The 15487-nt window shown below is 65.0% G+C and carries 12 protein-coding genes; 2 read left to right on the top strand and 10 right to left on the bottom strand.

Annotated elements, in window-relative coordinates:
• The coding region (locus H8A92_RS35060) for a bifunctional diguanylate cyclase/phosphodiesterase (protein WP_229199904.1) at positions 1-3756 on the top strand (3756 nt) is incomplete at its 5' end.
• Here the strand turns inward: H8A92_RS35060 and H8A92_RS35055 are convergent.
• The 3 genes from H8A92_RS35055 to H8A92_RS35045 form a co-directional block, all read right to left on the bottom strand.
• Complete coding sequence (locus H8A92_RS35055) at positions 3730-4071, bottom strand: hypothetical protein (protein ID WP_229199903.1); 342 nt, start codon at positions 4069-4071, stop codon at positions 3730-3732. The two genes, H8A92_RS35060 and H8A92_RS35055, sit on opposite strands and share 27 nt — an antisense overlap.
• Positions 4072-4127: 56 nt before the next feature.
• On the bottom strand, positions 4128-4367 hold the full coding sequence (locus H8A92_RS35050; protein ID WP_050403738.1) for a DUF2171 domain-containing protein: 240 nt from the start codon (positions 4365-4367) through the stop codon (positions 4128-4130).
• A gap of 72 nt (positions 4368-4439) precedes the next feature.
• Positions 4440-4910, bottom strand: a complete 471-nt coding sequence (locus H8A92_RS35045) for a cupin domain-containing protein (RefSeq protein ID WP_229199902.1) — start codon at positions 4908-4910, stop codon at positions 4440-4442.
• Between the two features lie 218 nt (positions 4911-5128).
• Between H8A92_RS35045 and H8A92_RS35040 the strand changes: the two genes are divergently transcribed.
• Positions 5129-5728 (top strand): 3-keto-disaccharide hydrolase, encoded by a 600-nt coding sequence (locus tag H8A92_RS35040; protein ID WP_229199901.1) that lies wholly within the window; start codon positions 5129-5131, stop codon positions 5726-5728.
• A gap of 78 nt (positions 5729-5806) precedes the next feature.
• Here the strand turns inward: H8A92_RS35040 and H8A92_RS35035 are convergent, their stop codons facing one another.
• The 7 genes from H8A92_RS35035 to H8A92_RS35005 form a co-directional block, all read right to left on the bottom strand.
• Complete coding sequence (locus H8A92_RS35035) at positions 5807-7291, bottom strand: hypothetical protein (protein ID WP_229199900.1); 1485 nt, start codon at positions 7289-7291, stop codon at positions 5807-5809.
• A gap of 94 nt (positions 7292-7385) precedes the next feature.
• Positions 7386-8492, bottom strand: a complete 1107-nt coding sequence (locus H8A92_RS35030; protein WP_229199899.1) for a glycoside hydrolase family 5 protein — start codon at positions 8490-8492, stop codon at positions 7386-7388.
• A 62-nt stretch (positions 8493-8554) separates the two neighbouring features.
• Complete coding sequence (locus tag H8A92_RS35025; RefSeq protein ID WP_229199898.1) at positions 8555-10873, bottom strand: GumC family protein; 2319 nt, start codon at positions 10871-10873, stop codon at positions 8555-8557.
• Between the two features lie 153 nt (positions 10874-11026).
• Positions 11027-11779: a polysaccharide deacetylase family protein gene (locus H8A92_RS35020; RefSeq protein ID WP_229199897.1), complete on the bottom strand. Its 753-nt coding sequence runs from the start codon at positions 11777-11779 to the stop codon at positions 11027-11029.
• Positions 11776-12594 (bottom strand): class I SAM-dependent methyltransferase, encoded by an 819-nt coding sequence (locus tag H8A92_RS35015; RefSeq protein WP_229199896.1) that lies wholly within the window; start codon positions 12592-12594, stop codon positions 11776-11778. The genes H8A92_RS35020 and H8A92_RS35015 overlap by 4 nt, the downstream gene beginning before the upstream one ends.
• A gap of 4 nt (positions 12595-12598) precedes the next feature.
• Positions 12599-14047 (bottom strand): oligosaccharide flippase family protein, encoded by a 1449-nt coding sequence (locus tag H8A92_RS35010; protein WP_229199895.1) that lies wholly within the window; start codon positions 14045-14047, stop codon positions 12599-12601.
• Entirely contained in the window at positions 14041-14967 is a 927-nt protein-coding gene (locus tag H8A92_RS35005) for a DUF6492 family protein (RefSeq protein ID WP_229199894.1), read from the bottom strand. Before H8A92_RS35005 ends, H8A92_RS35010 begins: the two co-directional genes overlap by 7 nt.
• Positions 14968-15487 lie beyond the last annotated feature (520 nt).

Below are 15487 nucleotides of genomic sequence, written 5' to 3'. Positions count from 1 at the left end.
GTCGGCGCCGCGGCGGCGGTGCCGTTGGTCTGCGCCGGGCGTAGCGTCGGCGTCTTCATGGTGACGCGGCGCGAGAGCCACTCCCTCAGCGAGGAGATCGTTTCACTGCTGGAGCGCATGGCCGCGAACGTCTCCTTCGCGCTCGACAATTTCGACCATGAGGCGTCGCGCAAGAGCGGCGAGCGGGCGATGCGCCGGCTCAACCGCATGTTCGGCGCCATCAGCGCAACCAACGAGGCCATCCTTCGCGCCAAGACCGAGCACGATCTCTATCAGCGGGTCTGCGACGCCGCGGTGTTCAGCGGAAAGTCCTTTGCCACCGTGGTGCTGCTGGTCGAGCCTGACACGCACTGGCTCGAGCCTGTCGCCGGCACCGGCGAGGCGATCGACCTGATCACCCAGACGCGCTTCTCGACCGATCCGGACAATGTCTACGGCAAGGGTATTTGCGGCGAGGCGTTCCGGACCCAGCGGCCGTGCGTCGAGCACGACATCCCGATATCGATGAGGGAATCGAAGACGCCAATCCGCGGCAGCGGCCTGATGGCCTGCGTGGCGCTGCCGCTCACCCGGTTCGGCAAGAGCATCGGCGTGCTGATCTTCTTCACGAGCAATTCCTGGGCCCGCGACGAGGAGATCATCGCGCTGCTGGCGGGGATCGCCGAAAACGTCTCGGTTGCGCTCGACAATTTCGGCCGCGCCACCGAGAAGGCCAGGGCCGACGCCGAGCGCGAGCGGCTGTCGCGGATGTTCGCGGCGCTGAGCGCGACCAACGAGGCGATCATGCGCGCCAGGTCGCGGCTCGAGATGTTCGAGCTGGTCTGCGCCGCGGCAGCGCATGGCGGCGGGTTCAATTCCACCAGCATTCTGATCGCCAAGCCCGGCGACGATTTCCTGGAGATGATAGCGGTCGCGGGTCCGACCGCCGAGAATGCGCGCCGCCTCAGCGTCTCGCGCAGCGAGGCGCGGCCCGAAGGGCGCGGCGTCTGCGGCAGGGCGTTCCGCTCCCGGCGCGCCTGCATTGACAATGATTTTCTGGGCGACGTCGCCAACAACCCGTTCCGCGAAATCATCGACCGCGAGGATGCGCGATCGGGCGCAGCCTTTCCCTTGATCGTCGACGACGAGCCGGTCGGCGTGATGCTGTTCATCTCCGCCAAACGCAACACCTTCACGGCCGAATTCGCCGAGCTCCTCCAGCGGCTCGCCGACAACGTCGCCTATGCGCTCGGCAGCTTCGATCGCGCCGACGAGAAGGCGCGGACCGAGGAGCAGAGGGAACGGCTGCGGCGAATGTTCGCGGCGTTGAGCGCGACCAACGAGGCGATCATGCGGGCGAAATCCCGCAGCGAGCTGTTCAATCTGGTCTGCGACGCCGCAGCGGTCGGCGGACAGTTCATCTCGGCCACGATCAGGCTGGTCCGCCCGGGCGAGGTCTTCCTCGACAATGTGGCGGCCTCGGGTCCCGACCGGGAGCGCGCCCGCGAAGTCCAGTTGTCGGCCGACGCGACGCGCCCGGAAGGTCAGACCTTGACCGGCGTTGCGATCCGCACCCGCAGGCCCTGCATCAGCAACGACTATCTCAGCGACTTCGGCCCTGAATCGCACGTCTACCCGGTCGTCCGCGACAGCGGCAGCAAGTCCGGCGCGGCGCTGCCGCTGCTCAAGAACGGCGAGGCGATCGGCGCGCTGGTGTTTCTATCCAGCGAATTCGGCACGTTCAGCCCGGAGATGATGGCGCTGTTGCAGCGGCTCGCCGAGAACGTCTCGTTCGCGCTCGCCAATTTTGACCGCGCCGACGAGAAGGCGCGCGCCGATGAGCAGAAGGAGCGGCTGTCGCGGATGTTCGCGGCGTTGAGCGCGACCAACGAGGCGATCATGCGGGCGAAGTCCCGCTCCGAGCTCTATCAGCTGGTCTGTGAAGCGGCGGCAACCGGGGGAAAATTCACCTCGGCCACCATCGCGCTGGCGCAGCCGGGAAGCGATTATCTCCGGATTGTCGCAATCGCGGGCCCGGCGGCAGAAGGCGCGAGCCAGGTGACGCTCTCGATCAGCGAGGCGCACCCCGAGGGGCGCGGCGCCTGCGGCAGGGCGTTCCGGTCGGGCAAGGCCTGCATCATCAACGACTATTTTGCCGATACCGAGACCGCAGCTTTTCATGAACGGGCGCGGCTCGATGGAACGCAGTCCGGCGCCTCGTTTCCGCTGACCGTCAACGGCTGGGTGGTCGGCGTCATGATCTTCGTCGCGATCGAGAAGGACACGTTCACACCGGAATTCGCCGAGCTGTTGCAGCGGCTCGCCGACAATCTGGCGTTCGCGCTCGAGAGTTTCGATCGCGCCGACGAGAAGCACAAGGCCGACGAGCGCATCGAATACCTTGCCTCGCATGACAGCCTGACCAATCTGCCGAACCGCGAGACGTTCAACGAGATGCTGCGTCACGCGATCTCGGCGGCGGATCGCCATCGCCGGCAGCTTGCGGTGCTGTTCATCGACCTTGATCGTTTCAAGATCATCAACGATTCGCTCGGTCACGACGCCGGCGACATGCTGCTGGTGGCGATCGCCAAGCGGCTGCGTGAATCCTTGCGCGCGAGCGACGTGGTGGCGCGGCTCGGCGGCGACGAGTTCGTGGTCATCCTCGAAGAAACCGCCGAACGTGACGACGTCGAGCGGATTGCCGGCGATCTCCTGGTCTCGCTTAGCCAGCCGCTGCAGATCAGTGGGCACGAGTGCCACACCACGGCCTCGATCGGGATCGCGATGTATCCCGCCGACGGCTCCGACGTGCAGACGCTCACCAAGAATGCCGACATGGCGATGTATCTCGCCAAGGAGGACGGCAAGAACGGCTTCCGCTTCTTCTCCAACGAGGTCAGGGCACAGTCGATCGAGCGCCTGACGATGGAGAGCGCGCTGCGCCGTGCGCTGGAGCGCGATCAGTTCTCGCTCGAGTATCAGCCCAAGGTCGACATGGCGAGCGGGCAGATCAGCGGCGTCGAGGCGCTGTTGCGCTGGACCCATCCCGAGCTCGGCAAGGTATCGCCAGGGCAGTTCATTCCGCTCGCCGAGGAAGTCGGCCTGATCGTGCCGATCGGCCGCTGGGTGCTGAAGGAAGCCTGCGCGCAGAACATGGCGTGGCAGCACCGCGGCCTCAAGGCGGTGACCATGGCGGTCAACCTCTCGCCGCGGCAGTTCGGCGATCCGAATTTGCTCCACGATATCGACGAGGCGCTGGCGGCGAGCGGCATGCCGCCGGCGCTGCTGCAGCTCGAAGTCACCGAGAGCATGGTGATGCGCAACGTGACGCGCGCGGTCCGCGTGCTCGATGCGATCCAGAACCGCGGCATTCGGCTGGCGATCGACGATTTCGGCACCGGCTATTCGTCGATGTCGCTGATGAAGCAGTTTCCGATCGACACCATCAAGATCGATCGCTCCTTTGTGCGCGACCTGCCCGATGATTCCGAGGACGTCGCGATCGCGCAGGCGATCATCAGCATGGGCAAGGCGCTCGGCATGACCATCGTCGCCGAGGGCGTCGAGACCTCAGAGCAGCAGGAGTTCCTGCGCGCGCATGCCTGCGACGAGATGCAGGGCTTCCTGTTCAGCCGGCCGCTGCCGCCGCGCGATCTCGCCGAATTGTTGAAGACGTCGCCGGCGCTGACCTCGCCTCCGTTGCAGCCCTCGCTGGACGATGAGGTGATCGGCGAGGCCGTGCCGGATCTAGGGCGGAAACGCGCTGTCGTCTGACGGCTGCACGGGCAAGTCGCGGACGTCGGAATCGGTCGACGCGATCAGGCGCGAGAACTCATACGGCCAGGACGGTATTGCCTGGCCTGCCAGGGTCTGGCGCAGCGCCGCCGACGCCTCGGCAAAGCTCGCCCCGTCGGACAGGCGGAACCGGCGGCAGCAATTGGACGGCAGCGGTTCGGCGGCATCGCGCATCTCGAATGCCGGTCCCCACCACCACGCCGGCGCCGGCGGCCGTTCCGCTTCGGGAATGGCGCGCCAGCGCGCGAACTCGTCGGCGATGCGGGCAAATTGCAGCTTAGCGGCAGGATGCATCGAAGGCCCTTCCTCAAGGCCGGATGATAGCATCGCACGGACTTCGCGCAACGCGGCTATTGGCGGCCGTGCTGCCAATGCGCCGTGACGTCGGAGCCCGATTTGTTGAGGTGGACGTGCTGGTCCACATGATCGACCCAGGACAGCGGAATGAAATGATGATGCTGACCGTCTGGCGAGCTCTGCTTGGTCAGCTTGATCTTGTCGGTGCCTTCCATATGGTCGACCTTGCCGACTGTCTTCTTGTCCGACGAGATCACGTCCATATGTTCCCGAATGTCGGCAGCTGTTGCCATGCGCTATCTCCTCGTCATGATGATGAGGAGATGAAACGTCTCGCGGACACGAAGGTTGCTAGCCGCGTCCGGTTACTTCTGTTCCGCCTCGGTCGCGGTGGCCGGGCCTTCGCCCATGATCAGCAGCACGGCGTCCTCGTCCTTGGCGCCGTCCCAATGCACCTGCTTGCCGAAATGGGTGACGAAGCTGCCGGCCGGCATCGCCACGGTGCCGTGATCGGGATCGAATTTCGGACCGGAGCCGACCCACCAGGTGCCCTTGAGCACGACGATGTAGCGGTCGTTGGGATGGAAGTGCGGACGGCTGAAGTGATTGCCCTTGGTCCATTTGGTGTAGACCATGTAGAACCCGGGCTTCGAGGGATCGCCGACCACGACGGCGTTCTGCGCGCCGCGCGCGTCGACCGGGCTCCACGGAATCTGATCCGGCAGCTTGTAGGTGACGGCAGCGGGATTGAGCTCGGCCGCAGAGCTGACGCTCAGTGTGCCGGCAAGGGCGAGCGGCATCAGCAGGTATCGCCAGGATCGGTTCGAGGCCGTCATCGGAGTCTCCCAGATCAGATTCCTCGGGCAACTGCCGCGCCCGTATGTCGCGTGATGGTAGTCGCTGTCGTTCGAGCGGAGCAAGACGCGTCCGCGCATGTCTGACCTCAAGATTGCGACAACAGTCCGTGACACAACGCAGCTGCAACATGAAAAACGATTTACGCCGCTGCGGACGATGATAGGTTGCGCGCCAACCAAAAGACGGGAGGACAACCTTGAAGAAGCAACTGTCGATACTGGCGGCGGGACTCGTGATCGGTGCGGCCGCGCTGCAATTCTCCACTAGCGCATCGGGTGACGACGGCTGGGTCACGCTGCTCGACGGCTCCAGGAAGGGCGACTGGGACGAGGTCGGCAAGGCCAATTGGGCCATGAAGGACGGCGCGCTGGTCGCCGACAAGCTCGACGGCAAGGATCTCTCCTATCTCGTCAGCAGGACCCAGTACAAGGACTTCCAGATCCGCGCCGAGTTCTGGACCGACGAGGACGCCAACAGCGGCGTCTTCATCCGCTGCGAAGGCAACAAGGTGATCGACTCCAAGGTCTGTTACGAGGTCAACATCTTCGACAAGCGGCCCGATCCGACCTACGGCACCGGCGCGATTGTCGATGTCGCCAAGGTCGATCCGATGCCGAAGGCAGCCGGAAAATGGAACGTCTACGAGATCACGGCGCAGGGGCCGCATTTCGTCGTGACGCTGAACGGCCAGAAAACTGTCGACGCCCAGGACTCCAAGCACGCCAGTGGCTACATCGCGCTTCAATATGGCTCGGGTGTGGTCAAGTTCCGCAAGGTGCAGATCAAAGCGCTCTGATGGTGCAGGTCGAGGATAGCCTGGTCGCCGCGCGGCCGGGCTTCTTCTTGCCTGTCCTGCGCTATCGATCGGTGGCCCTCAGATCGTCGCCTTGCGTACGCAATGATGGCCGATCACGAGCCCGGTCAGGCACAGCAAAAGCCCGAGTGCCGGCGGCGCAAACAGCGCCTCTTCCTGGAAGATGCCGTTCACCAGCACGACCATCGTGCCGAATGCGGCGAGCCCCTGCGTGAGAATTCCCGAGGCGGCGTAGAGGCGCCAGGCCTTCAGTGCCATCGCAAAGAAGAAGCCGAGCGGCACCACCGCGCCGATCCCCATCTGGTAGAGCAGGACGCCGACGGCGCTCTCCACCGCGCCGTCCATCGTGCCGGCCGCCTGCGCGGCGTTCCAGTCGATCGTGAAGTAACCTTCGGAGAGATTACCGCCGACGCCAAGCCCGCGGCCGATCGGGTTCTGCCGGAATCCGTCCCAGCCGCCCATGAAGCCGATCACGTGGAAATCGCCGATCTGGAGTCCGATATGGATGGCTGCGATGGCATACACCACGAGCCCGACCAACGCGACGGCAAGGGTGATGGTGGCGCCGAACAGCCAGGTTGCTGTCCAGGCCAGGGCGACGAAGATGACCAGGACGAGCGCGCCCTTGACGCTGCAGAAGATCAGCAACGGGATCGCGGCCAGCGCCAGCCAGCGATATCCGACCGCGAACAGGAACAGGACGGAGAAGGCGATCCCGTAGCCGAAGCTGATAGGGCTCATATTCGGCCCGAAGATGCGCAGAATTGACGACAGTCCGAGATCCTCGAACAAGGGGCTGTTGAGAAAGCTGAAGCGGAAGCGGTCGATCAGATCGACGGGCACGTTGCCGGTTTGGCGCATCTCGGCTTCCCAGGACCCGGAGCGGGTCGCCTTCAGCTCGTCGAAGTGCCAGAACGTGTAGCCATTGGTAATGGTGAGCCAGAAATCGCGGAACAGCAGTTCGACATATCCGCAGACGATCAGCAGGATGGCGACCGCCACCAGGAACGGGGTGATACGGATCTCGAAGGTTGCCGCGGTCAGCAGTGAGAGCTGGAACAGAAACAGCGGAAACGCAATATTGCGCAGATAGACGAGCGATGCATGCGCGTCCTGCGTCGCGCCGAGCAGGAAGTACGCCCCAACGACCGCGAGGGTCATCAGCCCCCATCTCATGATCCGGTCGATCTCGGCGGAGTGCCTGCGCTCGCGCAGCAGATACAGCGCCAGCGTGACCAGCCACATCACCGCGCAGATGAGGAAGTTGTAGCCCTTGACGAAATCCATCTCCTGCTCGGTCGCTATGTAGGACGACAGGATCGAGACGAAGAGATTCTGGAAGAAGATGATGAAGACGGCGATCGACGGCGCATAGGCCGGCGCCGCAAGCACGATCGCGCAACCGATCAGGCTTTCGACGATGATCGCGAGCCCGGCATTGGCGGCCTGCATGATCGGCGCAAACGCGATCGATGCCACGGCGATGCCGAGGGCAGGAACCAGGTCGCCGGCCAACATCGGCCGCGGGGCTATCTCTGCTCGCACTGGCTCTGACCTAAATGACCGGACGTGTGGATATGCCACACCCGCGTCGTCGATCTAGCCGCGCATTGTGTAAGAACGGGTTAACCAGCAGCCGCTAGCGCGTCCCGAGCAGCGCCTTCAGCACCTCGCGGTCGGCCTTGCCGGTGGCGGCATCGGCCAGGCCGAAGCCCTGCGACATTTCCCAATGTGTCCAGCCCCAGCACTGTTGCCTGGCGTAGGCGGTGACGCCGGCGAGCCACCGCAGCCGGCTGTCGCGCGGAGCCCCGGCCTTGAGCACCCCGAATTCATTGATGATGATCGGCCGCGAATACTGCCGCTGCCAGGCGGTGGCCGGCTCGAGCCATTTGTCGATGCCGCGGTCGGGCGTGGCCCGGTCGACCATCGCAAGCGCCTTGCGCTGGTTCATCGCGGAGAGCCGTTCCCGCAACTGCTGGACTTTCGGATCGTCAGCGCGGACCGGATAGGGCAATCCGATGACGTCGTGGAGTGGCTCATTCGGGTCCCAGTGAGCCTGATGGGTGAATACCATCGGATCGTAGAAGTGAATGGCATAGACGACGTTCGGGTCGTCGAGCGGCGTGAAGCCGGGCAGTGAATCCGCGCGCTGCCAGTTGACGGGACCCGTGATCAGCGTGGTTTGCGGAAGCAGTTTGCGAATGAAGCCGGCGAGCTCGCGGACTTCGCCTTGCCATTGCGCGGCATCGACCTCCGGCTCGTTCAGGAGTTCAGCAAAGACGCGATCGGACGGATAGCGCTGCATGATGTGCGCGAGCGCGGTCCATGCGCTCTTCATTTCGGCCATCGCGCCGGGCGGATCGTCCTTGTGCAGTGCGTTGAAGTGCTGGCCCGAATGCAGGTCGATCGACACGGCATAGCCGAGCGCGAGCAGGGTCTTCAGTACGCCATCGACGGTGTGCAGGCGGCCGTCGATCTCCGCTTTCGCGGCGAAGCGCGGCATGACGAAGTCGGCCGGCACCGGCAACCGGATGTGGGTCAAGCCGGCCTTGCGTAGCTCGAGCAGCAGGCTGCGCGGTGGTGCAGACCGTGAATCGGCGATCCAGCCGTCGGCATTGACGCCGCGCGACAGCGCCGTGAGCCGATCCGCCGCGACGCCTTCGATCAGGGCGGGACAGGCCCGTGCGGCCACGGACAGCAGGATGGAAGCGGCGGCGATAATGGCGGGGATCGATAGCCGGGCCATTGGACGATCAACTCGCGATCGCGGCAGGAGCAGGACACAAGCCGGCGCGACCCGCGCGTCGCTCAGGCATATTGCTTGTCGTGTTGCCGGCTTGCGGCGGTCGATAGGAGTTCGTTGAGCACCACACCGGCGAGCTTGCGTTCGGCGCCACCGAGTGCGGTGATGATGTCTTCCATTGACGCGTTGATGTCGCGATCCACCGGCAGCGCCGCGATCAGCCCGTCCGCCATGTCGAACAGCTGCCGTTCGTCCGCACCCCACGGCATCGGCGGCCCGTCGAGGATGACGAGATCATGGCCGCCGGCGGCACGGGTCTGCGCGATCGCCTTCCGGATCGCCTCGCTCGCCCTGGCGGGATTGCCGGGGATCGCCGGCAGGATCGCGATGCCGTTGGCGGTGTTGATGGCGCGGGACGCCTTGCTGCCGATGGTGAGCCAGTCGAGGCGGCTCGGCCTGCTCTGAACGGGATGCGCGACCCTGTCGGTCAGGGCGTGGACGCTCGTGTCGGCATCGATCAGCAGGACGCGCGCACCGTCGCGCGCGGCGACAAGCGCGATATTGAGCGCGACGACGCTGCGATCGGGATCGTCGGATGTGCCGACCACGGCCAGCACGGGAACGCCGCCGGGCGCCGTCCGCGTTGCCAGCGCCGCATGGATCTGCCGCATGGTGTTGGAGAACAGCCCCAGCGCCGAACTGGTGCGCAACGTCGGCCAGCCGAACCGTGTGACGTCGGCGGGATTGTCGCCGGTCAGGATACCGCCGAGCGTGCGCATGACGTCGGATTCCTGCAACTCGGCGATCAGCGGCTTCTCAATCACGGGCTTGTCGAGGATGCCGGCGGCCGGCTGCACCGCGGGCGACGCCTGCACGGGCAGCTTCGGCTTCTCGATCACTGGCTGCCGTTCCGGTGCGGCATCCCGTTTCGGCTGGATCCTGGGTCGAATCGGATCGGCGCCGGGCGCGAGCCGGCTGGCGGCCACGACCCAGGCCGCGGCGGCGAGGCCGCCGAACATGAAGCCGATCATCGCGAGCAGGGTCATCGCCGGCGGGAAGGTGCGCTGCTGCGGGATCGTGGCATCGCCGATCACGCGCGCGCTCGAGGTGTTGAGGCTCTCCTGCTCCTCGGTCTCGCGCGAGCGCTTGAGGAACGACTGGTAGACGTCGCGGCTGGCATCGACCTCACGCTCGAGCTCGCGCAGCCGCACTGATGCCTGGCTCATCTGCACGCTCTGGCGCTTCTGGGCGTCCAGTGCCTTGTTGAGCGAGGCTTCGTAGTCGCGTGCCCGGGTCAGATTGTTCTTGGCGGCCAGCGCAACGCGATCGACCTCTTCCTTGATGGTGCGGCGCAGGTCCTCGACCTGCTGCTCGATCTTGCGCAGATCCGGATGACGCGGCCCCAGCTCACCCTGCATTTCCGCCTGACGCTTCTTCGCTTCGGCATATTGCGAGCGCAGATTGGCGATGGTCGGCGATTGCACAGCTTCGGGGATCGCGCCCGGGTCGGTCGCGCCGCGGCGGGTGGCTTCGATCTGGTCGTAGCTGGCCTGCGCGTCGAGCGTCTGGGCACGCGCTGCGGCCAGCCGCTGGTTGCCGCCCGAAAGCTGCTGGTCGGCGAGCAGATTGTCCTGCGAGCCGACGAAATTGTTCTGAGCCTTGTACGATGCGAGCGCCTCTTCGGCATTGCGCAGGCGCTGCTGCAGCTCCTTCAACCGGCCGGACAGGTCGCGGGTGGCGCGCCGTGCGGCCTCGGCCTGCGACTGCTTGGACTCGGCGAGATAGGCCTTGGCGATCGCATTCGCGAGCATCGCGGCCTTGACCGGATCGTGCGACCAGACATCGACATCGACGATGAAGGTGCGATCGGTCTTCTTGACGTTGATATGGCGGTTCAGCGTATCGAGCGTGTTCATCTCGATCTGCTGTTGCTGCTCCGCGCTGGTTCTCGGTTCGATGCCGAACAGGCCGAGCAGCGAGGCGAGCAGGCCCTTGCTCGCGGCGCCGCCGCCGAACTCGGGATCCCTGACGAGGTTGGTGTCGCGGATCACCTGCAGCAATACGTTGTTGGACGTGATCAGGCGCGACTGGCTTTCGACCACCATCGCGAGGCCGGAGACGTCCTGGGCGCGCGGGGTGAGCTCGCGCTCGACGAGCTGCAGCTCGCGGGGGTCGACATAGAGCTGGGCGCCCGCGGTGTATTTCGGCGTGAGGCTCTTGCCGATTGCGACCGCGATGCAGGCGCAGAGCAGCGCAGCCGACAGGATCGCAACCTTGCGCGCCCGCAACAGCCGGATCAGCTCGAGCACGTTGAAGCCGGCCGGGATTGCGGCCCGGCGCGGCTCCGACTTGGCCCGGTCTATCGGCTGGTCATAGCTAAGCATCGACCCCAGCTTCCGTCTGAATGGCCGCACGCATCTGCTGAGGAGCACTCTTTCGGGCCACGCAACGCGCACGAGACGACGCGGAAAAAACGCAACACGAAAAATTAACCATACTCATTCGCCGACTATTCACCAGAAAGGCAAACAAAGGGTTTAAGCGCGGGCGCATCGGAACGCCTCCGCCATCGTCAGAACAGGGACATTCCGCCGCGCCGCGGCCTCCAGCGCGTAGGTCATGAGGTCGGGCGTGCAGCCATAGAGGCTCGGCGCGTCGGCGACGTCGTGGCTGTAGAAAATTAACCAGCCGTTCATGTTTGCAGCCTCGGCGAAGGCCGCATCGATCCGCTCGTGGGACATCTGGCGGTCGATCAGCGGCATGGCGCGGAGGAATTGCAGGTCAACCTCGCCGCTGTTCACACCCGGCACGATGCTGCGGCAGGTGCGGAATTCAGACCTCAACTGGTGTTTTCGCGCATAGGAGCCGTAGCCGAACGGGTAGGCGAAGGTCTCGACCGGCATGGTCGGATCGAGCGAGTGGAGATAGGTGCGGTTACGCGCGATCTCCGCCGCCAGCGAGGTCTCGTCGAGATCGCAGGCGCGGCGATGCGAGAAGGTGTGACAACCGACCTCATGACCGCGGCGGTGCAATGAGACGACGTCATCGGCGCTGCCGGTGGTCCAGTCGGGCGCGTCGAGCCCGACCAGCCCGCCCGACACGTAGAACGTGCCGCGGGCACCGTAGGATTCGAGAATGTCGGCGCCGAACGTCGCCGCGCTCTTCGGCAGATCGTCGAAAGTGAAGGTCACCATCGGCGTGGCATTGTTCAGACGGAAGCGTTCGACCTGCACATGCATCGCCAGCCGGTGGCTGACCTTGACCCTGGCTTCCGACCACAATGCGTTCATGATTCAAGCTTCCGCAGGATCACATGATAGTCGCCGTGCCGGACGTCGATCTTGCCCGGCAGCAACGCGTTCATCGTTTTCGCTGCCGCGTCGATCGCGGTCGCCAGCAACGGCTTGCGCCGGCGCATCTCGGGATAGCGCGGGCTCTCGTATTTCTTCCGGTAGATGACTTGCAGTCCGCGGCCGGCCACGAATGCTTCGAGATTGCTTGGCGTCACCAGCGGATGGAAATGGGTCGGAAACGGCGCCTCGCCCGGCAGCCCGGCGTGCTTCTCGCCGCGCACATGGCGGTAGAACCAGACGTGGAACCAGTGCGGGGAATATTTCGTGACGATACCCGACAGCGACTTCGGGTTCGGCGCGCCGATCAGCAGCAGTCCGTTCGGCTTCAGCGCCTCGCAGAACCCGCTCAGCGCGGCCTCCACATCGGGGATGTGCTCGATGACGTTGTAGCAGATGATCAGGTCGAAACGCTGCTGCGGTGGGAAGCGATAGGTCTGGATGTCGCCGAGGACGGTTTCCTGTGCATAGCAGTTGTTGCGGATCTGATCAGGGTCAATGTCGACGACGGTCACATGCGAACGACGCAGCACGCCGAGCGGCAGATAGCTGGTCGAGCCGCCACCGGCTTCGTAGATCGAAAGCGGTCCGGCCGGCAGTCGGGCCTCGAGGATGCTGTGGACCGTGAGCAGGCTCTGCTTGGCCTCGCCGGGCGGCAAGGCGAGCAGCGATTCCGGATGGATTTCGGCAGGGATAGTCGTCGAGAGCTCGGCGAGCGGGGCAGGACGCGTAGCAAGCGCGAGGGACTTCGTCATTGGTTCATCCAATGTTGCTGTTTGCGAATTTGGTACGGAACATGGCGATGCCCTGCTTCAGCCGACCGCGCAGGCGCGCGATGTCGAACAGCCAGCAGAACGCGGCGTAGACGGCGAACCCCGCTCCGACCAGCACGATGCTGGCGGGGAGATCGGCAAGGTAGAGGACGCGATCCAGCGCGCCGACCGTGACTGCCATCGCGAGCGCGGCGATGACGATCAGGGCGAGGCGGCCGATCGGGATCGGAATCCGGAAGGCGAAGCTGCTCAGGATCAGGGCGCAGGCAAAGCCGGTGATGTCGGCGCCGAGCCGCGCCCAGGCCGCACCAATGGTGCCGTAGAGGCTGACCAGCAGATAGGACAGGATCACATTGGCCGCGATGATCGACGCGGTGTTGATCAGATAGAAGGAGTTGCGTCCCGACAGCAGGAAGCTCGCATGCAGATATTGCTGCGTCAGCACCTGGAACAGCACGGCGGCCGCGATGATCGGCATGATCTCGGTTGCGAGCGCGCGGAAGTCGACACCGAGGATGACGTTGGCGATATGCGGGGCGATCAAGGCAAAGCCGAGACAGGCCGGCAGCGTGACGCCGACGAGCAGTTCGAGGCAATCGGCGAGATGAGTTCTGATGGCGCCCGCAGCGTCGCTTTGCCGGGCCTGGATCTGCACGGCCATCGGAAAGAAGGCCGCGGCCATGCTCATCGCGGGCATCATCAGGGTCTGGCGAACCAGGTCCAGTGCCGCGACATATTTGCCGGCGTCGGCTGCGCCGATCAGGTTCGCGATCATGAAGCGGTCGGTCACGCTCGAGATCGCCAGCAGCGTCAGCGACAGCGTCAGCGGCAGCCCGGCGCGGGCGAGCGACCGCAGGTCGGCGCGGCTGAAATTGATGATGGTGCCGCGCCACGCGCTGCGCGACTGCACCAGCACGGCGACAAGATAGGCCGAGCCGGCCGCGAGCAACAGCAGGACGCCGGTCGGGCTGATGGTTGCGACGACGACGCCGAAGCCGAGCAGGGCGCCGGCGCGGACCAGGGTCGCTCTCATCACCGAGAGTGCCTTCAACCGTGCCCGCAGCAGGTCCTGCGTCAGCTCGAACAGGCCGATCGCAACGGCGAGGGCGACGGCGGCCAGCGCCGCAGTCGCATCGAGGCCGACGAGACGTGCCAGCAGCCAGGCGATCGGCGCGGTGAGGCAGGAGATCAGATAGCCCGACGCCACCAGACCGCGGACGTCGGTGCCGTCATCGCGGGCGTGGCCGCTCAGGATCAGATTGCGGAACCAGCCGACCAGGAAGACCGAGATGACGGAGGCGAAGCCGACACCCAACAGGTAGACGCCATAGTCATGCGGCGCGAACAGCCGCGTGAAGACGAACACGCTCAGCAGCCCGAGCAACGCCGAAAGCACGTTGGCCGTCAGGTTGATGCTGGCCTGTCCGATCAGCATGATGCGGCAAGCTCCGCCGGTCTTGCCGCCGACGACGACGCCAGTATGGCGTCGCTCTCGGCCACGACCTCGCGAATCGTCGCGACCGGCGTTCCCGAGAACGATGCGATAGAGAACGCGACGTCGTCCCTGTTGGCGCGCAGCAGCAGCCGGGTGAGCTCGTCCTTGCTCAAGATCGGGTCATCCCAGTAGCTGACGCATTGCGTCTTCGGCACCACCGAGTGACGCAGCGCCGACGCCTCATCGTTTTCGACGAAGAAGCCGTACAGCAGGTATTCGGAGAACTCGCGGGTCCGGCACAGCGCCTCGATCCAGTCCATGCCGGTGGCGGCCTCGATGCGCCCGGCGAGCGCGCGAGTGGTCTGCTTGTCCCAGAAGATGATGTGTCCGATGAAATCCGGCGCCGGGAATGGCGGTGTCGGCAGGCCGATCAGCTGATGGCTGGTCTCGAGCCAGCGCGAATGGCGCGGCTGGTCGGCGGTGACCGCATTGGCCATCTTCAGCAGCGGGATCATGTTCGGATACTGGAAGCGCGCCAGATCGAAATCGCGGAAGAACACGATGTCGGAATCCAGGATGCAGAACCGCTCATAAGGCAGCGCGATCGTCGCCGCGATCTTCAGGATCTGTTGCACGTGCCAGCCGTTCACCGGCTTGGCGCGCAACGACCACCAGAACTGGCGGCGCTTGCGCTGGATCACGCGCGGCAGCGGCCGCAACCAGTCGGGCAGGAAGGAGGAGGCCGGAATGATGATGCGGCGCTCGCTTGCGAGCGGCGCGAACAGCGACAGGTCGCAATCCGGAACCAGCAGATAGTGCCTGGAGAAGGACGTGACGTGGCGATCCACGCTTTCGCAAAGCAGCGTGCAGATTTCCAGATCGCGCCCATAGGTCGGGGTCAGCAACGCGACAGGGTTCATCTCGTAACACTCTCCGGCGACACCGTTTCACGGCGGAACAATGCGGCCGCCGGACTTCGTCCTGAACCTCAGTTCAGCAAGATCGGTGCCGGAGTGTTTTTGCGCGTCCTGCCCGCGGCCTTGATGGTTAAGCAATGCTAGATTGCCGGCGCAGTGCGGCCGTTAACGGATCGGAAGTCATCGTTCGGTTGCGTGATTTTGACGCTGGATCGGGATGTTGCCCGGATATTGCAGTGTTCACGCCTCGAATGCCGACGCGGTCGGCGCAGGTGAGTGCGTATGCGGATTCGGTGGCATTTCCGATCGGTAAGCGGCACGGCCGTACGGCGGGCCGTATCGTCAGTCCATTTCGAGACAGCCTTGCCGTCAGCTCTGTGCGTTTTTGGCACGCGCGGTGCGGGCGAACCGGCCGGAGCGCACGATGTCGCTTGATCGCGGAATCACGCGACGCCGCGCCCTCGCATTCGCGACGCTCGCGGTCGGCGCATTGCCGTCCGTGCGGGCCGCACCGGCAGCCCGG

It is taken from the genome of Bradyrhizobium acaciae (assembly GCF_020889785.1).
In the GTDB taxonomy this organism is placed as follows: domain Bacteria; phylum Pseudomonadota; class Alphaproteobacteria; order Rhizobiales; family Xanthobacteraceae; genus Bradyrhizobium; species Bradyrhizobium acaciae.
The sequence above is the reverse complement of the archived record's forward strand: the minus strand, read 5'-3'. Positions and strand labels throughout refer to the sequence as shown.

Excerpts from the sequence above, each read along its gene's own strand:
- H8A92_RS35030 (WP_229199899.1), bottom strand. The coding sequence starts at position 8,492 with ATGGCCCGGCTATCGATCCCCGCCATTATCGCCGCCGCTTCCATCCTG.
- H8A92_RS35010 (WP_229199895.1), bottom strand. The coding sequence starts at position 14,047 with ATGCTGATCGGACAGGCCAGCATCAACCTGACGGCCAACGTGCTTTCG.
- H8A92_RS35020 (WP_229199897.1), bottom strand. The coding sequence starts at position 11,779 with ATGAACGCATTGTGGTCGGAAGCCAGGGTCAAGGTCAGCCACCGGCTG.
- H8A92_RS35055 (WP_229199903.1), bottom strand. The coding sequence starts at position 4,071 with ATGCATCCTGCCGCTAAGCTGCAATTTGCCCGCATCGCCGACGAGTTC.
- H8A92_RS35005 (WP_229199894.1), bottom strand. The coding sequence starts at position 14,967 with ATGAACCCTGTCGCGTTGCTGACCCCGACCTATGGGCGCGATCTGGAA.
- H8A92_RS35025 (WP_229199898.1), bottom strand. The coding sequence starts at position 10,873 with ATGCTTAGCTATGACCAGCCGATAGACCGGGCCAAGTCGGAGCCGCGC.
- H8A92_RS35015 (WP_229199896.1), bottom strand. The coding sequence starts at position 12,594 with ATGACGAAGTCCCTCGCGCTTGCTACGCGTCCTGCCCCGCTCGCCGAG.
- H8A92_RS35050 (WP_050403738.1), bottom strand. The coding sequence starts at position 4,367 with ATGGCAACAGCTGCCGACATTCGGGAACATATGGACGTGATCTCGTCG.
- H8A92_RS35045 (WP_229199902.1), bottom strand. The coding sequence starts at position 4,910 with ATGACGGCCTCGAACCGATCCTGGCGATACCTGCTGATGCCGCTCGCC.